22 protein-coding genes are annotated in these 21,347 nt (G+C 45.3%); 19 read left to right on the top strand and 3 right to left on the bottom strand.

Going from position 1 to position 21,347, the window contains the following annotated elements:
• The first annotated feature begins 655 nt into the window (after positions 1-655).
• Both VKA52_RS01410 and VKA52_RS01405 read left to right on the top strand, forming a co-directional pair.
• Positions 656-841: a hypothetical protein gene (locus VKA52_RS01410; RefSeq protein ID WP_160912125.1), complete on the top strand. Its 186-nt coding sequence runs from the start codon at positions 656-658 to the stop codon at positions 839-841.
• The gene (locus VKA52_RS01405) at positions 825-1,163 is read left to right on the top strand and encodes a hypothetical protein (protein WP_160912127.1); all 339 of its coding nucleotides are present in this window, start codon (positions 825-827) and stop codon (positions 1,161-1,163) included. The genes VKA52_RS01410 and VKA52_RS01405 overlap by 17 nt, the downstream gene beginning before the upstream one ends.
• A 195-nt stretch (positions 1,164-1,358) precedes the next feature.
• Here the strand turns inward: VKA52_RS01405 and VKA52_RS01400 are convergent, their stop codons facing one another.
• Positions 1,359-1,484, bottom strand: coding sequence for a YjcZ family sporulation protein (locus VKA52_RS01400; RefSeq protein WP_160913727.1), 126 nt, complete (start codon positions 1,482-1,484; stop codon positions 1,359-1,361).
• Positions 1,485-1,992: 508 nt separating this feature from the next.
• On the opposite strand from VKA52_RS01400, the gene ilvE reads away from it, so the two are divergent.
• From ilvE to ilvA, 9 genes are all read left to right on the top strand, one after another.
• Positions 1,993-2,895, top strand: a complete 903-nt coding sequence (ilvE, locus tag VKA52_RS01395) for a branched-chain-amino-acid transaminase (RefSeq protein WP_160912129.1) — start codon at positions 1,993-1,995, stop codon at positions 2,893-2,895.
• 460 nt (positions 2,896-3,355) lie between these two features.
• Positions 3,356-5,071 carry a biosynthetic-type acetolactate synthase large subunit gene (gene ilvB / locus VKA52_RS01390; protein ID WP_160912131.1) on the top strand — a complete coding sequence of 572 codons (1,716 nt, stop codon included), beginning with the start codon at positions 3,356-3,358 and terminating at the stop codon, positions 5,069-5,071.
• On the top strand, positions 5,068-5,589 hold the full coding sequence (gene ilvN / locus VKA52_RS01385; RefSeq protein WP_089654003.1) for an acetolactate synthase small subunit: 522 nt from the start codon (positions 5,068-5,070) through the stop codon (positions 5,587-5,589). Before ilvB ends, ilvN begins: the two co-directional genes overlap by 4 nt.
• Positions 5,590-5,613: 24 nt before the next feature.
• Positions 5,614-6,645: a ketol-acid reductoisomerase gene (ilvC, locus tag VKA52_RS01380; RefSeq protein WP_160912133.1), complete on the top strand. Its 1,032-nt coding sequence runs from the start codon at positions 5,614-5,616 to the stop codon at positions 6,643-6,645.
• Positions 6,632-8,176, top strand: a complete 1,545-nt coding sequence (locus VKA52_RS01375; protein WP_160912135.1) for a 2-isopropylmalate synthase — start codon at positions 6,632-6,634, stop codon at positions 8,174-8,176. The genes ilvC and VKA52_RS01375 overlap by 14 nt, the downstream gene beginning before the upstream one ends.
• Positions 8,177-8,192: 16 nt before the next feature.
• Positions 8,193-9,299 carry a 3-isopropylmalate dehydrogenase gene (gene leuB / locus VKA52_RS01370; protein ID WP_326313941.1) on the top strand — a complete coding sequence of 369 codons (1,107 nt, stop codon included), beginning with the start codon at positions 8,193-8,195 and terminating at the stop codon, positions 9,297-9,299.
• 21 nt (positions 9,300-9,320) lie between these two features.
• Positions 9,321-10,733 (top strand): 3-isopropylmalate dehydratase large subunit, encoded by a 1,413-nt coding sequence (gene leuC, locus VKA52_RS01365; RefSeq protein WP_326313940.1) that lies wholly within the window; start codon positions 9,321-9,323, stop codon positions 10,731-10,733.
• A 4-nt stretch (positions 10,734-10,737) separates the two neighbouring features.
• Positions 10,738-11,343, top strand: a complete 606-nt coding sequence (gene leuD / locus VKA52_RS01360; protein ID WP_326313939.1) for a 3-isopropylmalate dehydratase small subunit — start codon at positions 10,738-10,740, stop codon at positions 11,341-11,343.
• Positions 11,344-11,357: 14 nt separating this feature from the next.
• On the top strand, positions 11,358-12,317 hold the full coding sequence (gene ilvA / locus VKA52_RS01355; RefSeq protein ID WP_326313938.1) for a threonine ammonia-lyase: 960 nt from the start codon (positions 11,358-11,360) through the stop codon (positions 12,315-12,317).
• A 374-nt stretch (positions 12,318-12,691) separates the two neighbouring features.
• On the opposite strand, the gene VKA52_RS01350 is transcribed toward ilvA, so the two are convergent.
• Positions 12,692-13,501, bottom strand: coding sequence for an alpha/beta fold hydrolase (locus VKA52_RS01350; RefSeq protein WP_326313937.1), 810 nt, complete (start codon positions 13,499-13,501; stop codon positions 12,692-12,694).
• Positions 13,502-13,676: 175 nt separating this feature from the next.
• Between VKA52_RS01350 and VKA52_RS01345 the strand changes: the two genes are divergently transcribed.
• From VKA52_RS01345 to VKA52_RS01310, 8 genes are all read left to right on the top strand, one after another.
• Positions 13,677-14,840, top strand: a complete 1,164-nt coding sequence (locus VKA52_RS01345) for an iron-containing alcohol dehydrogenase (protein WP_326313936.1) — start codon at positions 13,677-13,679, stop codon at positions 14,838-14,840.
• A gap of 317 nt (positions 14,841-15,157) precedes the next feature.
• On the top strand, positions 15,158-16,300 hold the full coding sequence (locus VKA52_RS01340; RefSeq protein WP_326313935.1) for a D-alanyl-D-alanine carboxypeptidase family protein: 1,143 nt from the start codon (positions 15,158-15,160) through the stop codon (positions 16,298-16,300).
• 134 nt (positions 16,301-16,434) lie between these two features.
• Positions 16,435-17,976, top strand: coding sequence for a methyl-accepting chemotaxis protein (locus VKA52_RS01335; protein WP_326313934.1), 1,542 nt, complete (start codon positions 16,435-16,437; stop codon positions 17,974-17,976).
• 112 nt (positions 17,977-18,088) lie between these two features.
• Positions 18,089-18,514, top strand: coding sequence for a DUF1801 domain-containing protein (locus tag VKA52_RS01330; RefSeq protein ID WP_326313933.1), 426 nt, complete (start codon positions 18,089-18,091; stop codon positions 18,512-18,514).
• Positions 18,515-18,517: 3 nt separating this feature from the next.
• Positions 18,518-18,961 (top strand): GNAT family N-acetyltransferase, encoded by a 444-nt coding sequence (locus VKA52_RS01325; protein WP_326313932.1) that lies wholly within the window; start codon positions 18,518-18,520, stop codon positions 18,959-18,961.
• Entirely contained in the window at positions 18,958-19,650 is a 693-nt protein-coding gene (locus VKA52_RS01320; RefSeq protein WP_326313931.1) for an HAD family hydrolase, read from the top strand. Before VKA52_RS01325 ends, VKA52_RS01320 begins: the two co-directional genes overlap by 4 nt.
• Positions 19,635-20,021 (top strand): VOC family protein, encoded by a 387-nt coding sequence (locus VKA52_RS01315; RefSeq protein WP_326313930.1) that lies wholly within the window; start codon positions 19,635-19,637, stop codon positions 20,019-20,021. The genes VKA52_RS01320 and VKA52_RS01315 overlap by 16 nt, the downstream gene beginning before the upstream one ends.
• A 60-nt stretch (positions 20,022-20,081) precedes the next feature.
• Positions 20,082-20,609 (top strand): GNAT family N-acetyltransferase, encoded by a 528-nt coding sequence (locus tag VKA52_RS01310; RefSeq protein ID WP_326313929.1) that lies wholly within the window; start codon positions 20,082-20,084, stop codon positions 20,607-20,609.
• Positions 20,610-20,802: 193 nt separating this feature from the next.
• Here VKA52_RS01310 and VKA52_RS01305 read toward each other — a convergent pair whose 3' ends face one another.
• Entirely contained in the window at positions 20,803-21,105 is a 303-nt protein-coding gene (locus tag VKA52_RS01305) for a hypothetical protein (protein ID WP_326313928.1), read from the bottom strand.
• Between the last annotated feature and the right edge of the window lie 242 nt (positions 21,106-21,347).

Here is a 21,347-nt window from a genome sequence, read left to right as displayed (position 1 = left end):
GGGGGAGTGGCGAGCTTCCTCGGGCTACGCCCTGCGGGATCTCGCCGATCTCCTTTCTCCCACGGGAGTCTCGCAGCTTCCCAACCACCCCATCAGATGAAGGGGCTAACGAACCCCTTTCCCAAGTAGGATGATATCTCGCTACCTCGATTATTGTAACCAAAAAACGCTCTGTATCAAGCTTTCAGGGTTCAAGTGTCTCTGCATGGGAGTTTATAATGATATTCCATCAAACTGAATAGCTGATGATTCGGGAAGTGGTTTCGAGATACTTCTATGTCAAAGGGGCGGAGGGGAATGGCGAGACTCCTGCGGGAAAAAAGTGCTTGGTGAGACCCCACAGGACGCAGTCCGAGGAGGCTCACCAAGCTCCCGCGGAAAGCGAGCTATTCCCCGCAGCCCCCGTCACTCAACAAAAGTCTCGAAACTGAGTCTTCAAGAAAAGGGAGCTTATGTGAAAATAGAACTTAACAAAATTTAATAAAGCGGAAGAACTTATTAAAGATTGTTGATCTGCTGCTTCTTTAAGAGGTTCATATCTAATCCTTTTATTAAAATCAGATAATTTAGATAACTTTGTGTGATTTAAAAGAGGAATAAGGGGTATGAGAATAGAAAGAACTTATAAAATAATCTTTGTGCAGGAGTTGATTGGATGCTCACGTCAGTTTATCCCCCCGAAGGTGCATATCAAGAGAGGTTCTATTTGATTGATCAATTGCGGGATTTAGGTTACACGGAGGATGCCTTTGGAAAAAGGACGATGGAGATGACTTTGCCTGAGTTGCAGCAGATTTTCATCAACTTGGAATATCAAAGAGAGAGTGCGGTGGAAAATTAAAACCCAGCCATTCCATAATGGGCGTTACATAAAAAAAGAAGCGAACCGGCCATCGATCATTGGCGAATCGCTTCTTTTTTTATTTTGTTTCATCGTTATCGTTGAAAATCATGGATATCCTACTTATGCTTACTATGCAGGCCGGTGTGCGGCGATGAAATACATGATGAAACCGGCCTACAAAAAAGAGTATGCTCATTATATTGATATAATAAACATTTGTGTACATAAAAAAAGCCAGAGCGTAGACGCTCTGGTTTTGAAAGAGGGAGACATTCTACAGGTAGAGGTTGTAGAGAATATGTCTCGACGTCTATTATAACCAAACCTATATTGAGAAAACAATTTTTCTCCCGAATTCTTTCAATTGCAAAGATAACGAACAATGAACCAGAAGGTGGTGATGACCTCTGGTTCTTTTTTATACACACCTGATCAGCGGAAAGGTGTTTGGATACCATCCGCTTTTGTGTGAACCACTTATAACGGGTAAAGGTGGTTCACACGAAAAGGTTTTTTAGTTGTAGAAAGATGCTCCTACGATAATCAAAAGGATGAACAATACAACGATCAATACGAAAGTGCTTCCGTATCCACCGCCGTAACCGCCGCCGTATCCGCCGCAGCCACCATACCAGCCCATATCTTTCACCACCTTTTTTAATCCTATACGACACAGTATGAGGGGACAGGCTTCGAAGGCAGGGCGGATGTCTACTTTTATTAATTTGAGACATTCTTTGACAGAAAGTGTTTTATAAAAAGAAGATGAATGGCCCCTTTGACACCCTGCTGATGATTGGAAATTTTTCACTGGATTTCGCCTCATTTGAGATAAAAAAGAAAAAAAGAAAAGAGAAAAAGACACGTGATGCCAAGCCTCCCAACGGTGTAAGCGCTTCACCTATTCATTGAATCTTTAGAGTGTTCAGAAAATTTGAAGAAAACCTGTTGACCTTCCCTCGAAATGGGTTTAAAGTAGTCCTCAATCAACCACATCGATTACTTCAATCGTCAGGTTGATTCATGTGAAAGACCTGAGATTGGGACCCTGAAAATGTAAGATCACCACTTACCAGAAGGGTCCACATTTTCTTTATCATTCTTTAGTCATTTCAAACATTAAACTATAAAAGAAAGGAGTGCTGAAAATGAGCAGCCAATGGATTTATATGAGCGGCGAATACGTGAAGAAAGAAGAAGCCGTCGTTTCCGTTTATGATCACGGTTTCTTATATGGAGATGGGGTGTTCGAAGGAATTCGCGTATACGAAGGCAACATCTTCAAGCTTGATGAACATTTGAACCGTCTCTATGATTCAGCGAAGTCGATCATGCTCGAGATTCCACAAAGCAAGGAGGAACTCGAAGAGATTATTGCTGAAACCGTCCGCCGCAACCAGTTGGAAACCGCATATATCCGTGTCGTCGTTTCCAGAGGCGCCGGCAATCTGGGTCTGGACCCTTCCAGCTGTGCAAATCCACGCTTGGTTGTCATTGCTGAAGCACTCGCTTTGTTTCCGAAAGAATTATATGAACGCGGGGTCCGGCTAGCTTCTGTATCAAGCAGAAGAAATCGCCCGGACGTGTTACCGCCCCAAGTGAAATCGTTGAATTACTTAAACAACATCCTTGTAAAAATGGAAGCCAATCAGGCTGGGGTTGATGAAGCGCTTATGCTCAATGACCAAGGTTATGTGACCGAGGGTTCTGCTGACAACATCTTCATCGTGAAGAATGGAACGATTTTGACACCCCCGACTTATCTAGGTGCTTTGGAAGGGATCACGAGAAACGCCATCATCGATTTAGCTGAAGAAAAAGGTTACAAAGTCAAAGAGCAGCCGTTTACGAGACACGATGTCTACGTCGCCGATGAAGTATTTTTGACAGGCACAGCTGCAGAAGTGATCGCTGTCGTAGAAGTCGACCAGCGAAAAGTTGGAGATGGGAAGCCAGGTGTTGTCACAAACCACTTGCTTTCAGAATTCAGAAAAGTAACAACTACAGATGGATACAAAGTGTACAGCAAAGATCAAGCGAACGTTAGTTAGTAGAGGAACGCCGAGCAGAGTTGAGGCATTTGAAAAATAAATCACACGAACACGATGAAAGGAATAAAGGAATAAGTGCATGTATTCCCAGAGAGCCGGGGTTGCTGGAAGCCCGGAAATACATCTTATTCTGACATCATCCTTGAGTGTCCACGCCGAACGTTCATCCAGTAGGCGGGACCAGGTGTCTCACCGCACCTGTTATCAAAAGGGGTTCATATTGAATCCCATGAGGTGGAGCTTAATACAAATAGCTTCACGAATGAGGGTGGTACCGTGGAAGTAAAGAGAGACCTTTTCACCCCTCATATTCTTACGACACTGTTGTTGTGTTGCGGGAATCTGAGGAGGAAGAAGGTCTCTTTTTTGTTCGAAAGGCGAAAGGTTTGAATCGGAAAGGCACCAGTGGTCATTTCCGATTTTCATAAAAAGATAGGGTCAATACAGGAGGGATGAAAAAATGAAGGCACAGGCAAGTGCGGAACAGCAGACCGCGACGAAGACAGGAGCCGATTTACTCGTGGAAGCTTTAATCGGTCAAGGTGTCGAAACGTTATTCGGATATCCAGGTGGCGCAGTTTTACCAATCTATGATGCCATCTACCGGGCGGAAGGAAGCTTTGATCATATTCTGCCAAGACATGAACAAGGAGCGATTCATGCAGCAGAGGGATATGCCCGGGTATCCGGAAAAGCAGGAGTTGTGATCGGGACGTCCGGCCCAGGAGCGACAAACCTAGTTACTGGGATTGCAGATGCGATGATGGACTCCATTCCACTCGTTATTTTTACCGGTCAGGTAGCGAAAGGTGTCATCGGAACCGATGCATTCCAAGAATCAGACATCATGGGAATTACGACTCCAATTACCAAACATAATTATCAAGTTCAGGAGATTGAGGACCTGCCAAGAATTGTGAATGAAGCTTTTCATATCGCGACGACTGGAAGACCAGGGCCAGTCGTTGTGGATATACCGAAAGACATCAGTTCAACGGTTTATGCAAAGGAAGTAAAGCGTGACTTTCATTTGCCGGGCTACCAGCCGACCGTCAAGCCGAATCCTCTTCAGATCAGCAAATTGCACGACGCCCTGGTCGAAGCAAAAAAACCAGTGGTCCTTGCAGGGTCTGGTGTTATTCATGCCGGCGCTTCAGAAGAGTTGAAAACCTTTGTTCAAAACTATCAACTGCCTGTTACGACTACGCTACTCGGACTTGGAAGTTACCCGGGTTCCTGTGATTTGTCCCTTGGAATGGCTGGGATGCACGGAACTTATTCCGCAAACACCGCTCTATACGAATGCGATCTGCTGATCAATATTGGCTCACGGTTTGACGACAGACTGACAGGTAATCTAAAGCACTTCGCACCGAACGCGATGGTTGCTCATATTGATATTGACCCTGCTGAGATTGGGAAAAACATTCCGACTCACATTCCTATCGTATCGGATGGTAAAGCAGCGTTGGAAGCTTTAAACGCTAAGACTGTGAAAGGGCTGAACCACAAAGGGTGGATGGATGCAATCAGTCAGAACAAAATTGATTATCCACTCTGGCATGATCAGCCGGATGAACTCATCGTTCCTCAATGGCTCATGCAGAAAGTCTATGAATATACCGGGGGAGAGGCGGTTGTTACGACAGATGTCGGGCAGCACCAAATGTGGGCCGCCCAATATTATCAATTTGACCGGCCGAACCGCTGGGTCACCTCAGGCGGACTTGGAACGATGGGCTATGGGTTCCCGGCAGCCATCGGAGCACAGCTGGCCGACATGGATTCCACCTGCGTAGCTGTTGTCGGAGACGGTGGTTTTCAGATGACACTTCAGGAACTGTCGGTTCTGCAGGAACGTCGACTGCCTGTCAAAGTGCTCATTGTCAACAATCAGGCGTTAGGAATGGTAAGACAGTGGCAGGAGAAGTTTTATAGTGAAAGATACTCAGAATCCATCATTGATGTACAGCCGGACTTTGTGAAACTAGCAGAAAGCTATCAAGTCCCAGGCTATAAGATTGAAACCCAGGAACAACTTTTAGAAGTATTGCCTAAAGTACTGGGGGATGACCAACCGGCGGTCATCGATTGCCGTGTCCTTCAAAAAGAGAATGTCTATCCGATGATTGCACCAGGAAAAGGACTACACGAAATGATTGGGGTGAAACGATGAAGCGAATCGTCACAGCAACCGTCCATAATCGAAGCGGCGTGCTGAACCGAGTGACAGGATTACTTGCCAAAAGGCAATTCAACATTGAAAGCATTTCTGTCGGACGTACAGAGACCGAAGGCGTCTCGAAAATGACGTTCGTCGTGGAAGTGGAGGATGACCGCAAGCTCGAGCAGCTGACTAAACAGCTGAACAAGCAAATCGATGTTCTGAAAGTCTCCGACATCACAGACAAAGCGATTGTCGCCCGTGAGCTCGCGATGGTGAAAGTGATCAGCAACCCACAGATCCGCAGCGAAATCCAGGGCATCATCGAACCGTTCCGTGCATCAATCATTGATGTCAGTAAAGAAAGCGTTACGGTTCAGGTGACGGGTAAATCGGATAAGGTCGATGCGCTCATCGATCTGTTAAGGCCTTATGGCATAAAAGAACTTGCCAGAACAGGCTTAACCGCATTCACCCGCGGTCATCAGCCGCAAGTAGCAGAATTCAAATCTTACTCTCTATTAAAATAATTTCCCGAAAGGATGGATGTAAAAATGGCACACGTATATTATCACAACGATATCAAAGACGAGGTACTAAAAAATAAGAAGGTAGCTGTTGTAGGTTACGGATCTCAAGGTCATGCCCACGCACAAAACTTGAAGGAAAGCGGACATAACGTTGTTGTTGGTCTTCGTAAAGGTAAGTCCTGGGATAAAGCAGAACAGGACGGACTTGAAGTGAAAAGTGTGGCCGATGCTGTAGCGGAATCTGACGTGGTCATGGTTCTTCTGCCGGATGAATATCAGCCGAGAGTCTATGAAGAGTCCATTAAACCGAATTTGAAGTCCGGAGCAGCACTCGCTTTCGCTCACGGATTCAATGTCCACTTCAACCAGGTTGTTCCTCCATCAGATGTTGATGTGTTCCTTGTAGCGCCAAAAGGACCAGGACACCTTGTCCGCCGTACGTTTGAAGAAGGCGCAGGTGTACCGGCACTGATTGGTGTCGAGCAAGACGTCACTGGGGAAGCGAAAGAAATTGCGCTTGCTTATGCGAAAGGAATTGGCGGTGGCCGGGCAGGCGTCCTTGAAACATCCTTCCAGGAAGAAACGGAAACGGATCTATTCGGTGAGCAGGCGGTCCTTTGCGGAGGACTTTCAAGTCTTGTGAAAGCTGGTTTTGAAACGTTGACAGAAGCCGGCTATCAACCGGAAGTAGCCTACTTCGAATGTATGCACGAGCTCAAATTGATCGTTGACCTGATGTACGAAGGCGGACTTGAGGGTATGCGTTATTCCATCTCCGATACAGCCCAGTGGGGTGACTTCGTATCCGGTCCACGTGTCGTTGATGAAAGTACAAAAGCACGCATGAAAGATGTACTGACAGACATCCAGACAGGGAAATTTGCCAAAGGATGGATCTTGGAGAACCAGGTGAACCGTCCAGAGTTCAATGCAATCAATGCGCGCGAAAACAATCATCAAATCGAGAAGGTGGGTAGAGAGCTCCGTGAACTGATGCCGTTTGTCAAGAAGTCCCAATCCAAAGAAAAGGATGTGGTCACACATGGCTCACGTTAATGTTTTCGATACAACCTTGAGAGACGGAGAACAATCCGCTGGTGTCAATTTGGATCGTTTGGAAAAAGTGGAAATTGCCAAACAGCTGGAACGTTTAGGTGTAGATATCATGGAGGCGGGTTTTCCCGCTTCCTCTCAAGCCGATTTTGAAGCGGTCAAAGAGATTGCTGATACCGTCCGTGGTTGCTCGGTAACAGGCTTAGCGAGAGCCAACAAACGTGACATTGACATTGCATGGGAAGCATTAAAAGGCGGAGCGGAGCCAAGATTGCATGTTTTTATCGCTACCTCCCCGATTCACATGACTCACAAACTGAAGAAGACACCCGATGAGGTGGTGGAAAAAGCGGTGGAAATGGTCGCTTATGCGAAAGAGAAGTTTCCACACGTGCAGTTTTCCGCAGAAGATGCGCTCCGATCCGATCAAGATTTTCTCGTCCGAATCATTGAAAAGGTGATCGACGCAGGAGCGAGTGTCATCAACCTGCCGGATACGGTCGGCTTTACCACACCTGACGAAATTGGCCGTCTTTTCCGATATGTAAGAGAAAACGTACCCAACATCGACAAGGCAATCTTGTCGACACACAATCACGATGATTTGGGAATGGCGGTAAGCAATTCCCTTGCTGCGATTGAAAACGGAGCGAGACAAATTGAAGGGACGATTAACGGAATTGGCGAGCGTGCGGGGAACGCAGCACTTGAAGAAATTGCTGTTGCATTGAAAATCCGTCAAGATCGTTTCGACTTTGAAACAGGTCTTGTGCTGAAAGAAATCAAACGTACCAGTGATCTTGTCAGCCGCCTGACAGGGATGCAGGTGCCAGGCAACAAAGCCGTCGTAGGACGAAACGCTTTTGCTCACGAATCCGGGATTCATCAGGACGGCATGTTGAAGGAGTCCACGACTTACGAAATTATCACCCCAGCGATGGTTGGCATCGATTCCAATCGAATGGTGTTAGGAAAACACTCCGGAAGGCATGCGTTCAAACAAAAAGCGGAAGAACTCGGATTTGATCTTAACGAAAACAAGCTGAAGGAAGCTTTTGAATCATTCAAGACACTGACAGGTAAGAAGAAAGAAGTAACGGATGATGATCTATTCGCCATTTTGACAGATACTCAGACGGAAAACGAAGATCAGCCTAAATACGAGTTGAAAGCCTTCCAGGTTCAATATGGCAGCATCAACCGTCCGACCGCGACCGTCCTTTTGACACGACCGGATGGAGAAGAAGTCGAGAAAGCCAATACCGGTGAAGGAAGCGTAGAAGCGATTTACAATACGCTGGATGACTTGATTGATGCAGATGTTCATTTGCAGGACTATCAATTGAGTTCGATTGGTAAAGGACGCGACGCTTTAGCAGAAGTCCACGTTCAACTAACGGTTGATGGAGTCAAAGCGTCCGGCCGGGGATCTGCGCAGGATGTTCTGGAAGCATCGGCTCATGCCTTCTTGAACGCTGTGAACCGCACATTATATAGAAGTAAAATGGTGAATTATCAAAAAGTCCAAGTATAACTAAAGGGGGATGCACATGGAAAAACATATCGTACTTTTGCCAGGAGACGGAATCGGTCCAGAAGTGACAAAAGCAGCAAAGAATGTGTTGCAGTCGGTCGCAGATCGATACCAGCACACTTTTACTTTTGAGAATCATGACATCGGGGGAGTGGCGATCGACAATCATGAAACTCCTCTCCCGGAGGATACAGTCGAAGCTGCAAGAAAAGCAGATGCCATCTTCCTTGGAGCGGTCGGTGGTCCGAAGTGGGATCAGCTTCCTGGTCATATGAGGCCGGAAAAAGGGCTGCTCGGGATTCGTAAACAACTCGGGTTGTTTGCAAATCTCCGTCCTGTCAAAGCGTTTCCGCAGTTGCTCCATGCATCACCCTTGAAACAGGAGGTCGTCGCGGCAAGCGATCTATTGATCGTCCGCGAGCTGACCGGAGGGTTGTACTTTGGTGAACCAAGAGAAAGACGAAACAACGGGAAGTCGGTTGTGGATACACTGGCCTACGATCGACAGGAGATTGAAAGAATCGTGGAGCAGGCTTTCCAAAGTGCCAAAGTGAGGAGAAAGCACCTCACATCTGTCGATAAAGCGAATGTTCTCGAGTCCAGCCGGATGTGGCGGGAAGTTGTGGAGGAGAAAAAAGCGCAGTACCCAGATGTAGAGGTTGAACATATGCTTGTAGATGCCGCTGCAATGAAGTTAGTAACGAATCCCGCTTACTTTGATGTCATTGTGACAGAGAATATGTTCGGAGATATCTTGAGTGACGAAGCCTCTGTATTGACGGGATCGCTCGGCATGCTGCCATCTGCCAGTTTAAATGAAACAGGCGTCGGACTTTACGAACCGGTGCACGGTTCTGCTCCTGATATCGCTGGAGAAAATAAAGCGAATCCTCTCGCCAGTATTCTTTCTATAGCCATGATGCTGAAGCATTCTTTCGGAATGGAAGAGGAAGCAGAACAAGTGGAAGCGGCTGTACAGGAAGTGTTGAATGAGGGATACCACACGGCAGATATTGATCTTGTCGGGGGTACCGTCGTCAGTGGAAGTGAATTGGCTCGACGAGTGGTTGATCAAATCAGCACAAGTGATACCACAGAAAATATCATGCGTTGTTACGTATAAACAGGAAGGGAGCGGAACGGAATGAGTCATCCAAAAACGATCGTAGAAAAAATTTGGGATCAGCATGTCGTCCATGAAGAAGAAGGGAAGCCGAACCTCCTCTACATCGACTTGCATCTGATTCATGAGGTGACCTCTCCCCAGGCGTTTGAAGGATTGCGGATGGCCGGAAGGAAAGTGAGAAGACCGGATCGTACGTATGCGACGATGGATCATAACGTACCGACGGTCCATCGGAATGTCATCAAAGATGAAGTTTCCAAGAAACAGATGGAAACCTTGAAAGCGAACTGCGAAGAATTTGGGGTTCGTCTGGCGGACATCAACCACCCGGACCAGGGAATCGTACACGTCATCGGACCTGAACTTGGGCTTACTCAACCGGGGAAAACGATCGTCTGTGGGGATAGTCATACTTCCACGCATGGCGCGTTTGGTGCACTGGCTTTCGGAATAGGTACGAGTGAGGTGGAGCATGTGCTTGCGACCCAATCCTTATGGCAGGCACCACCGAAAACCCTGCAAGTCAATGTTGATGGGGTGCTTGGAACAGGCGTTACTGCGAAGGACTTAATCCTTGCCATTATCGGGAAGTATGGTGTCCGATTTGGCACAGGTCATGTGATTGAATACACCGGTGAAGCGGTCCGTAATCTTTCAATGGAGGAACGCATGACGGTATGCAATATGTCTATCGAAGCAGGAGCAAGAGCTGGATTGATTAGTCCTGATGCAACGACGGTCGATTACATGCGAGGCAAACGCTATGTACCGGAAGGGGAAGCTTTTGATGAAGCAGCTGAGCAGTGGCTTGCTTTAGCTTCTGATGAAGGTGCCGAATATGACCAGACGCTTACCATTCATGCCGACGAGATTGAACCACAGGTGACATGGGGAACGAATCCTTCCCAATGTGTTCCTGTCGGTGGTCGCGTCCCTGATCCTGATTCCGTGGAAGAGGATCGTGATGGAATCGAACGTGCTATCGAATATATGGGGCTTGAAGCAAACCAGAGCATCGAATCGATTCCTGTCGAGCACGTGTTCATCGGTTCATGCACAAACTCCAGATTAAGCGATTTGCGCAAAGCGGCTGAAATTGTGCGTGGCGGTCGCGTTCATGAAGGTGTGAGAGCTCTTGTCGTTCCTGGTTCCAAATCCGTCAAAGATGCAGCAGAAGCGGAAGGTTTGGATACAATTTTCTTGACCGCAGGATTTGAATGGCGCGATGCCGGCTGCAGCATGTGTCTAGCGATGAATGATGATATCGTCCCACCTGGCGAACGCTGTGCTTCCACTTCCAATCGTAATTTCGAGGGACGCCAGGGAAATGGTGCCCGTACCCATCTGGTCAGTCCGGAAATGGCAGCAGCGGCAGCGTTGGAAGGTCATTTTGTCGATGTCAGAAAATACGCCAGTACGGTAGGAGGGTGAAGAGATGGAACCGATCAAACAACATCGTGGTCTGGTTTACCCTATGGATCGATCGAATGTCGATACCGACCAGATCATTCCGAAGCAATTTTTGAAAAGGATTGAACGCCAGGGGTTCGGCCAGTTCCTCTTCTATAACTGGCGATTTAACGAGGATGGAACACGTCGGGAAGATTTTTCTTTGAATGACCCAAAGTATGATGGTGCTTCTGTTCTTGTCGGCGGTGAAAACTTCGGGTGCGGTTCCTCCAGGGAACACGCACCATGGGCGATTCAGGACTATGGCTTTAAAGTGGTCATCGCCCCGAGTTTCGCCGACATTTTCTACAACAACTGCTTCAAAAACGGAATCCTCCCGATTCAGTTGCCGAAGCCGGTTGTAGATCAGCTGATGGAAAAGGCGACGAAAGAGAAGTATGAAGTGAAGGTCGATTTGGAAGAACAGACCATTGATGACGGTGACCTTGAAGTGTCCTTCGACATCCAGTCCTATCACAAAGAAATGCTTTTGAACGGCTGGGATGAAATTGCTGTCACTTTGACGTATGAAGACAAAATCGACCAGTATGAAAAACAAAACAAAGGAGTGAAGACGTTGGGGATTTCTTAACGCTAGCTAAAGTAATGGATGCACAGGAACAATTGCAGGAGGTGGTGCACCGCACCCCATTGCAAACATCAACAACCTTCAATGAGAAAACCGGGCAGCACGTCTACTTGAAGATGGAGAATCAGCAAAAAACAGGTGCTTTCAAAGTGCGAGGTGCGTCCTATAAGGTTGCCTGTCTAACAGAAGTCGAAGCGTCCCGCGGTGTCATCGCAGCATCTGCCGGAAACCATGCCCAAGGCGTTGCTCTTGCTGCAGCGAAACGGGGCATCCAGGCGCAGATTTTCATGCCGGAAGGAACACCGAGAGCGAAAGTGGAAGCGACGCAAGGGTACGGAGCGAAGGTCGTTCTTATCGGCGAGTCCTTCCAGGAAGCTTACCAGGCCGCTTTGCTTGAACAGGAAAGAACAGGTGCTACCTTTCTCCATCCGTTCGACGATTATGATGTCATGGCAGGACAAGCGACAGTCGCTGTTGAAATGCTGCAGCAGCAGCCGGATCTAAACCGTTTGTTCGTTCCGATCGGGGGAGGCGGGCTGATCGCAGGCATTGCGTTCGCAGCCAAACAGCTGAAGCCGGACATCAAAGTCATTGGTGTCCAGTCCGCAAAAGCTCCGTCCATGTATAATGCTCTGTACAAAAAAGGACCTGAAAAACTGACATCTGTCTCGACGATTGCTGACGGAATTGCCGTGAAGGAAAGAGGTAAACTCACTTACACGTGTATCCAAAAATACGTGGATCAAGTGATTACGGTGGAAGAACATGAAATCGCAAAAGCCATGCTGATGCTGCTCGAACGTGAAAAAACGTTGGTCGAAGGAGCAGGAGCAACTGCGCTTGCTGGTCTTCTTAGTACGTGTGACATGTTCGAACAACAGCAATGCGGAGTTGTCTTGAGTGGAGGGAACATGGATCTATCCCGATTGCCGCTGATCCAGAAGCTAGCCAATCCGAAGAAAGTGGTCATCGCTTAAGATGGCAGCCAGGAAGAGTGTTTGTGCTCTTCCTGGCTTTTTTTTGGCGTAATAGTTAACAAGGATAGGGGTGGGTCATTAAGGAGGTGGGAGGGGTGCCGCCGTCTAATGAGGATTGATCACTGGCTTTTGGGCATTTATCGGTATCATCAATATGAAGCTGGAAACTTATTAGCGACTTTAAAACTTTTATTAGCACCTTTAGGATATTTATTATCAACTTCTGAGTATTCATTTCTCTCCTATATAAAAAATATGGTGCTAGATAGATTAATAAGGAGATTAGTAAAGACGGGTTGATGTTTTTGAAAAAATTTTGACAAGAATAAAAAAGAAAAGGAGAGCCAACACGAGAAGTTGGCTCTCCTTTTCTTTTATTTCAACAAATCAAGCAGCGTTTGATTGAATTTTTCTTTTTCATCATAAACCATTCCATGTCCACTGTTCTCAAAAGGAACGAGTGTACTGTTCGGAATCTTATCATTCAGTATTTCGGAAAATGCATAATCGCAGATTTCATCATGTTTGCCGTGAAGCAAAAGGGTAGGGACTTCGATTTGACTTACTTCTTCCCGCAGGTCTTCATCTCTTAAAGACTCTGCACATGCGAGAGTAGCGTGTGCAGATGCCTCAAGACCAAGACTATGGAACCATTCTCCGAAAGGCTGCGAGATATCAGAATGGTAGAAACCTTCGCCGAAGTCTTTCAATGCAGCTGGCCGGTCGTTTTGCAGTGCTTCAATTAAACCGTCCACTTCATCTTTCTTCATGCCGTAGGAATAGCCTTCTCTTTGAGTGAAGCTCGGAGCAGCAGGGCCTGCAAGAATCAACTGTGCCAATTCTTTGTTTGCGAATTTAGTAGCATAGCGTATGGCAATCGGGCCGCCCATAGAAAAGCCGGTTAAATAGAAGTTTTCCAGTTGCAGGTACTCTACAACGGTTTTTACATCGTGGGCAAGTGTATCGTAATCATAACCAAAAGCAGGCTTATCTGATTTACCAAAGCCCCTAAGGTCGATGCCGATGAAACGGTAGCCTTTTTGTGGTAGTTCGTTCATCTGATATTCGAACATTTGATGGTTTAGTGGCCAGCCGTGGAGGAATACGATCGGCTGGCCTTCTCCGATATCTTCTACAAATAAGTCGATGTGTCGATCATGATCTACTTCGATATAGAGTGACATTTGTATAAAAACTCCTTTTTTTATGTTACGAAGAATATTCCCCGTTTCCTTCATTTAAAACAGCACAATGAGAGGTCATCAAAAATTTAGATAAGTACCATCAACATTATTCGATATCTGCTTTTATTATGGAATGATACAATAGATAAGCTATAAAAATAGATGAGGTGAAACGATGAATAATTTTTTACAATATAACCCTACCAAACTTTACTTCGGCGAGGGACAACTTAATCAAATTTCTAATGAGATAGGTCCAAAAGCAAAAGTTCTTGTTGTTTATGGTGGTGGCAGTATTAAGCGGAATGGTGTGTACGATGAAGTGATGAAACAGATGGAAAAGCTTGAGGCTGTTGTTTATGAACTATCGGGCGTTGAGCCGAATCCACGACTGACAACAGTGCGAAAAGGTGTCGATATCTGTAAAAACGAAGGCATCGACTTTTTGCTTGCTGTTGGTGGTGGAAGCGTCATCGATTGTACAAAAGCTATTGCTGCAGGGGCAGTAAGTGACATGGATGCATGGAAGTTAATCACACAGGAGGCTCCTATTAAAAAAGCTCTGCCGATTGGTACGGTTTTGACCCTTGCAGCTACAGGGTCTGAAATGAATGCTGTTTCTGTCATTACGAACTGGGAAACGAAAGACAAACTCGGATGGGGGTCCCCTCATGTGTACCCGACGTTTTCAATCCTTGATCCGACATACACCTTCTCTGTACCTGAAAACCAGACCGTTTACGGAATTGTCGACAGCATGTCCCATGCTTTGGAGCACTACTTCCATCGGACTGAAAACACACCAATGATTGATGGTTTCATTGAGTCTCTTTTGCGAACGGCAATCCAAACCGGTCCGAAGTTGATCGCTGACCTTCATTCCTATGAACACCGTGAAACGATGATGTACTTGAGTACAACTGCATTTAATGGAACTTTGATGAATGGCACAGATGGTGGGGATTGGGCTACACATCGTATCGAACACGCTGTATCCGCCATTTATGATATTCCTCATGGCGGAGGGCTTGCCATTCTGTTCCCGAACTGGCTTGAGCATGTATTGGAAGATGATCCAAGCCGAGTGAAACAGCTGGCAATCAATGTTTTCGACATTGATCCTGAAGGCAAGGCAGATGTAGAGGTTGCGCGAGAAGGGGCGAAGGCACTACGCCACTTTTGGAATTCCCTTGGAGCACCTAGCTCTCTTCAGGACTATGACATCAATGATGAGGCTTTTGATGATATTGTTGAAAAAACATTTATCAAACCAGGGGTCGGGACGTACAAAGAAATGAACCGTGAAACAGTTGTAGATATTCTGCAACGCTCACTTTAATCATAAATGGAGGGGCTCAGCTAGAGCCTCTCCATTTATTTATTGATGGAAGAATCATTTCAGGATTTCCGTGTGGACCGATCGGGGCTTCATAGATCACAAACACCACGATACGGAGGATGATTTTCACACCCTTGAAGAAACAACTGTTGGAAAATTTTCAGGAAATAGCCAAGTAGTTTACAGAGGGATTACAATTTATTTAAAAATCCGTGTGTTTTCTTCAAATTGCGACAATTATGTTTATACTGATACATGGTTAAAATCAGAGCGGATTTAAGGAAATCAATAACTGTGTATGGGGAGTCATCATTATAATGAAGAAACTTATAGTAATCATTGCAGCAATATTTACCACATTTAGTATAAATTCAAACATAACGATGGCACAGTCTAAAACGGATCGTCCATCCATTAATAGTGAAGCGGCCATGGTTCTTGAAGCGAATACTGGAAAAGTTCTATATGAAAAGAATGCAGAGGCGAGCATGTACCCGGCCAGTTTAACAAAGATTGCTACAGCCATTTATGCCATTGAAAATGGGGATCTCAACGAGACAGTGACGGTTAGTGAAAAGGCTTATGAAACAGGAGGTTCCAGTGTTTTTCTTGAAGAAGGCGACCAGGCAACATTAAAGGAGCTTATCCAGGGGTTGCTTTTAAACTCTGGAAATGATGCTGGTGTTGCGATTGCCGAGCATTTGAGCGGGAGTGTCGAACAGTTCTCTATAGACTTGAATGCTTATCTTGAAGAAAAGGCCGGGGTGGAGCAGACGGATTTCAAGAACCCACACGGTTTGTTCAACGCAGAACATAGGACGACAGCGGAAGATCTGGCTCAAATTACAAAATATGCCCAAAAAAATGAGACGTTCAATGAGATTTATGGGTTAGAGACTTTGGATTGGGACGGAGAGAAGTGGGACGCCACGCTATACACGCATCACCGTTTAATGAGGGAAGACCCATATGAGGGTGTGACTGGTGGGAAGACAGGATATGTTCCTCAATCCGGTTTCACTTTGGCTACGAGTGCGAGCAGGGATCATATGGATTTGATTGTGATCACAATGAAAAGCCGCACGAAGGATTTGTCCTATGAAGATACGAAGAAACTGCTGGACTATGGATTTGAACACTATCAAACGTCTACTTTAAAACCGGAGGAAAAATTTCCGGGTGTAAAAGAAGACTATCAACTGCCTGAGGAGATTTCTTACACCCATCAGAAAGGAAAGACTGTTCGGGCGGAAATCGATGAGTCAGGAATGCTCTCCGTTACCGATTCAGATGGTGATGAGATCTATTCATCTCAGATGGAAAAGGTAAAGGAAAAACCCACACCTCCTGCGGAAAAACAAGAGCTCGAAACACCGGGATGGCAGGATTATTGGACTTTATTCATTTTCCCGCGTCACTTTTGGGTGACTGAAATTTATGAAGAACTTCATGGATCATGATAAACCTCCACATTCAGGAGGTTTATTTTTTTTTGACTAGGGATATATATTAGAGCGGGAAAAGCTTTGAATTCAAAGTTTTATCCTTTATTGGTGCTTGTAATCCAAAGTCTTATCATTTGAGGGTGGTTAGTATGGAAGAAAAAAAGAATCGGACGATGCTCATGTTTGGAGCTGTTGGCTTATTGTTGATGATGGTCATTCATCTGACTCACAGAAATTTGCAACTGAACTGGAGTGTAGATGATTTTAAGGCTTATACTCCTTTTTTATATACATACCTGGCTGTGCCATTTCTTTTATATGGCATGACATTCTTCATCTATCTGAAAAAACGGAACCACGCAGCAATCCCGTGGTTCATGAGTCTCTTATTCACGTTCATTAGCATAGGGATGATTACGAATGGTGAAGGAATGGTTGTCTATCATTTTTCTATCTTTCTTGTGGTTGCATTAATTGCTTTTTATGATCGAACAGAAATCATAGCAGTGATGACGCTCCTTTTTGCACTCTTTCATTTTGTGACCATGTTTTGGGGAATGGATTTCTTTTATGGAACGGAAAATTATTCATGGTTCATGTTCTCTCTTCATGCTTTTTATTTGATTTTGACGAGTGCCGGAACCTCCTATCAAATACTTCAGAAGAACACACATGTAAAAGAGTTAACCGAACTTTCTCAGAAAAAACAAGCAGAAGCGGATCAGCTCCTTCATCAATTGCAGTCGGTTGGGAAGTCGTTGAAAAATACAACAGATGTTATGAATCAAACTTCACACCAATCTTCACGATCGTTTAATGAGATGGAAGGTTTGTTGCAAAGGCGGAGTCAGAACGCTGAGGAGCAAGTGAAGGAGGCAGAGAACCGCGCTCTGAATTTATCGGATATAAAAGCCGCTGTGGAACAGATTACAAGCAGTATTGAGGTTGTATCCGGTCAGGCGAAAAAGACCTCAGCAGCAACCCAGGAGGGAAAGGCTTCCCTTGCAGAAATTTCGACCCACCTTCATTCTACAGAAAACAGCTTCACGGAAACGAGTGATAACATCCAAGCCTTACAAACCTACTCGAATCACATCAGTGAACTGACAAAGGAAATCGCCTCGATCACGGACCATACGAAATTGCTGGCCTTGAATGCTTCTATTGAAGCAGCCAGGGCGGGTGAACATGGAAAAGGCTTCAGCGTTGTTGCACAAGAAGTGCAGAAGCTTGCGGAACAGTCTGGTCATGCAACGGAACGCATCTTCTCGATTGTTGATGCGATTGGTGAGCATGTAACGAAAGCGAGTATTCATGCGAGTGATGGAAGAAGGAAAATGGAAACGAGCCTCGAGCATGTGACGAATATGGAAGGAAATTTCAAGGGCATCCTAGTGCAGTCAGAAGAGGTTGAAAAGCAGACAGATGAAATCAGTGCATCGAGTCAACAGCTTTTGTCAACGGTCGATCTATTCTCCCATTCTTTTGAAAGTTTACTGCAGTTTACAAAAGAAGGAAAAGGTCAAAACCAAAACATTTTGCGCCTCTCCAAACAGCAGCTGGAGCGTGTTGACAAAATGGCCTCAGAAACAAGGAAAATGACGAAGATGGTTCAGGACGTCCAGCATATTACAAAAGTAATGGGTGGAAACCAAGAGCGTGGAAAACCGAAGTTGAAAGTTGTCAGTTGATGAGTGAAAAGGGGGTTCCGTTGCAGGGGCTCTTTTTTTCTTTTGTTTTTTAACAGGAGATAGAGGGCAGATGGTGGAACTAGTATAGAACATGGGGAAAGGGGTGGGAGAAATGGCTTATGAACAAAAGACAAAGCAGAATGAGCAAAGTGTGATGTCATTCATTGAAGAAGTGGATCATTCAAAAAAGCGGGAAGACGCCTACCGATTGTTGGATATTTTTACTGAAACAACGGGGTATGAAGCGAAGATGTGGGGATCTTCCATCATTGGCTTCGGTTCTTATCATTATAAATATAAGACGGGACATGAAGGTGACGCCCCTCTGGTAGGCTTTTCTCCAAGAAAAGCGAAAATCAGTCTTTATTTTGCAACGGGTGATCCGGAACGTGAAGAGCTTCTTGAGAAATTCGGGAAACACAAGAGTGGTAAAGCGTGTGTGTACATTAACAAGGTGGAAGACATTGATGAAGAGGTTTTAAAGAAATTGATCCTTCAATCTGTTACTTTCTTGCAGCGAATGTATCCGGTGGAATAATCAATGTATCAATATTTCCATGGATTAACGATTCGTGAAGGCACCAGTGGATTGCCTGCCAAACGCGTGAAACAGCTGTTTGAAGAGGTGGGCTGGTCGCAGGTAGGCCCTTCGTGGCAGGAAGAAAAATTTTCTCTCATCTTTGAGAACTCGACCTGGGCGTTTACGGTTTGGGATCAGGAAGAAATGGTAGGAATGGTTCGAGTCGTTTCTGATCAGGTCATGATGGCAACAATAATGGACTTGGTTGTATCGAAACCATACCGTAGAAAAGGACTAGCTCATAAACTCATTTCTCTATGTATGGAAAAACTTCCACATGGGGATTGGTTTGCGCATACGTCGAATGAGAATTTTTCTTTCTATGAGTCTTGTGGTTTTCAAGTAGAAGAGAACTGTTCCTTTTACGGCTATCGAAAAGCGAGAGAAGAAGGACATCGTCTATGATCAAAGCTGTCATTTTCGACCTGGACCGGACGCTTTTGGATCGTGATGCTTCTGTTGAACAATTTATTACTCATCAATACCTCCGTTATAAGAAGTCTCTCAAGTCTGTACCGAGAAAAAGTTACGTCTCAAGATTCATAGCATTGGATGAGCAAGGGTACGGGGCTAAGGATTATGTTTATCAACAACTTGCACAAGAACTCGAGTTCGGCAAGGAAATAGAAGAAGAACTCTATCAGGATTATCATGCGTCTTTCAGTCAACATTGTATTTCTTTTCAAGGACTGCAGGAAGTATTACTGGACTTAATCGCAAACCACTTTCGCCTGGGGCTCATTACAAATGGAAAAGGACGTTTCCAAATGGACAACATCAAGGCTTTGGGTATTCAATCTTTTTTCGAAACCATCCTCATCTCAGAACTGGAAGGTGTGAAAAAGCCTGATCCTATAATATTTGAACGAGCGATGGAACAGATGAAAATGCCACCAGAAGCGTGTGTATATGTGGGGGATCATTTGGAAAACGATGTCCAGGCCGCAGAAAAAGTAGGGATGACAGCCGTTTGGAAAAAGGATAGGAAAGAGGAAGAATCATTGGGCATCCATTCCATTTCTCATCTGACTGAACTCCCAGCACTTTTACAAAAAATGAATACTAAGGAGGAACGCTCGTGCTATTCGAAGTAACCAACCAAATTCGTGTGCCTGATCTTTTAGAAGGACAACAATGGTATGAGAAACTGTTAGGAAAGAAGCCTGATTTCATCCCTCATGAAGGTTTCGTTGAATGGGAGGTCATTCCTGGATTCTGGCTGCAATTGGCAGAGGGCATACCCTCAAAGAATAGTGGGCCTTTCCGAATAGGTGTTACAGACCTTGAGGCGACAAGGGACCTTTTGGTTCAGGAATTGAACATTGCCCGTTTTGAGATCCATTCACGCGAAGAGGTTCCCGTCAAATGGGGGACTTTTGAAGATCCTTGGGGAAACGGGGTAGGTTTTTATGAGTATCATGACAAGAAAGAAGAGGAAGAGCGATTGAATCTTCTTTATAAATAAGCTAAAAGGGGCTGCCATGACGGGGCTCCTTTTTGAAGCCGTGATTGGGTGGGAGAGGAAATGAACATTATTCTATTGAAAACGGGCAACGTTCACATTCACATGCTTGATTCTTTTTACCGTTATCAAAAAACGGACCGTGTATGGGTGTTACAATCGGGCAGGTTTAACGAAAAAACGGATTCATTTGAAGAGCATTGGAGCGAAGAAGATAAACAGACGATCATCCACCACATCCGGATGGTGATAAAAAGTGGAGGAGCTGTTGTAGCAGCAATAAAGGAACATAATGTCTTTGGGTTTGCTGTGATTGAAGCGGCTCCATTTGGAGAAATGTCCATATACCGGGAACTTTCCTACATACACGTGACCAGGGAGCTTAGGGGAACCGGTTTAGGGAGTCGGCTCTTTCAGGAAGCTTGCGCGGCTGCTAAAGCATTGGGGGCGGAGAAACTGTATATTGGCGCCCATCCCTCTCTGGAAACCCAGAAGTTTTACCGGAAAATGGGATGTCTACCAGCTCAGGAACTGAACTCAGCTATTTATTATCGCGAACCCAGAGATATCCAACTGGAATTTACCCTATAAAAAACCCATACGCCTGAACGGCGTATGGGTTTAAAATTATTTTTTGCTGAAGAATTCTAGGAAAGCATGGTAGATCTCTGTTCCCTGGTAGGATAACAAGGACATGGCTGTTAAGGAGAACATACCGATCATAATCATTCTGAACCATAACATAGGTGAAACCTCCTTTGAGTGTTGGCTTATTTGGACAACATCAAAGGTATTGGATCACATAATTGGATTGATAGAATACCGGATTCAGAAAAAATAACTTGCGAAAAGTCCTCACGAATGTTGATGTGACTTTGGTACACAAATGTACAATCAAAAGAAGACCAAATAAAGCTGGGAGGACAAATGTTTTGTCCGTTGGATCATCGTTTGAGGACGGTGTTTCAAGTAGAGTGCTTTCCTGGACGTCGCCTTTGAAATAGCCGCTGTGGTGTTCACCGTATGTGAACGGCAAAGAGAAACTAAGAAGCAGGATGACTATGAACAAGGCCGAGTGTCTCTTCATTCCACGCACTCCCTTTGTATCTATGAATATATCCATTTTACATGATGCAGACAGTAAAGCAAGCAAAAGTTTTCTTAATTAAAAATAGACATGTTTCTTATTTATTAAAGAAAATGGCAGGTTTCTTGAAGACTCAGTTTCGAGATTCTTGTGAGAGTTTAGGGCTCCGGGAAAAGGTTCGCTTTCCATGGGGCGGGCGGTGAGCCTCCTCAGGCTACGCCTTCCGGGGTCTCACCTGTCCC

It is taken from the genome of Halobacillus sp. HZG1 (assembly GCF_035818575.1).
Lineage (GTDB): Bacteria > Bacillota > Bacilli > Bacillales > Halobacillaceae > Halobacillus > Halobacillus litoralis.
Note: the sequence above shows the minus strand (reverse complement) of the source record. Positions and strands in the feature narration are given on the sequence as shown.

Bases quoted from the DNA above. Each gene is read 5' to 3' on its own strand.
- VKA52_RS01410 (WP_160912125.1), top strand. From the start codon at position 656: ATGCTCACGTCAGTTTATCCCCCCGAAGGTGCATATCAAGAGAGGTTC.
- VKA52_RS01400 (WP_160913727.1), bottom strand. From the start codon at position 1,484: ATGGGCTGGTATGGTGGCTGCGGCGGATACGGCGGCGGTTACGGCGGT.
- ilvE (WP_160912129.1), top strand. From the start codon at position 1,993: ATGAGCAGCCAATGGATTTATATGAGCGGCGAATACGTGAAGAAAGAA.
- ilvB (WP_160912131.1), top strand. From the start codon at position 3,356: ATGAAGGCACAGGCAAGTGCGGAACAGCAGACCGCGACGAAGACAGGA.
- ilvN (WP_089654003.1), top strand. From the start codon at position 5,068: ATGAAGCGAATCGTCACAGCAACCGTCCATAATCGAAGCGGCGTGCTG.
- ilvC (WP_160912133.1), top strand. From the start codon at position 5,614: ATGGCACACGTATATTATCACAACGATATCAAAGACGAGGTACTAAAA.
- VKA52_RS01375 (WP_160912135.1), top strand. From the start codon at position 6,632: ATGGCTCACGTTAATGTTTTCGATACAACCTTGAGAGACGGAGAACAA.
- leuB (WP_326313941.1), top strand. From the start codon at position 8,193: ATGGAAAAACATATCGTACTTTTGCCAGGAGACGGAATCGGTCCAGAA.
- leuC (WP_326313940.1), top strand. From the start codon at position 9,321: ATGAGTCATCCAAAAACGATCGTAGAAAAAATTTGGGATCAGCATGTC.
- leuD (WP_326313939.1), top strand. From the start codon at position 10,738: ATGGAACCGATCAAACAACATCGTGGTCTGGTTTACCCTATGGATCGA.
- ilvA (WP_326313938.1), top strand. From the start codon at position 11,358: ATGGATGCACAGGAACAATTGCAGGAGGTGGTGCACCGCACCCCATTG.
- VKA52_RS01350 (WP_326313937.1), bottom strand. From the start codon at position 13,501: ATGTCACTCTATATCGAAGTAGATCATGATCGACACATCGACTTATTT.
- VKA52_RS01345 (WP_326313936.1), top strand. From the start codon at position 13,677: ATGAATAATTTTTTACAATATAACCCTACCAAACTTTACTTCGGCGAG.
- VKA52_RS01340 (WP_326313935.1), top strand. From the start codon at position 15,158: ATGAAGAAACTTATAGTAATCATTGCAGCAATATTTACCACATTTAGT.
- VKA52_RS01335 (WP_326313934.1), top strand. From the start codon at position 16,435: ATGGAAGAAAAAAAGAATCGGACGATGCTCATGTTTGGAGCTGTTGGC.
- VKA52_RS01330 (WP_326313933.1), top strand. From the start codon at position 18,089: ATGGCTTATGAACAAAAGACAAAGCAGAATGAGCAAAGTGTGATGTCA.
- VKA52_RS01325 (WP_326313932.1), top strand. From the start codon at position 18,518: ATGTATCAATATTTCCATGGATTAACGATTCGTGAAGGCACCAGTGGA.
- VKA52_RS01320 (WP_326313931.1), top strand. From the start codon at position 18,958: ATGATCAAAGCTGTCATTTTCGACCTGGACCGGACGCTTTTGGATCGT.
- VKA52_RS01310 (WP_326313929.1), top strand. From the start codon at position 20,082: ATGAACATTATTCTATTGAAAACGGGCAACGTTCACATTCACATGCTT.
- VKA52_RS01305 (WP_326313928.1), bottom strand. From the start codon at position 21,105: ATGAAGAGACACTCGGCCTTGTTCATAGTCATCCTGCTTCTTAGTTTC.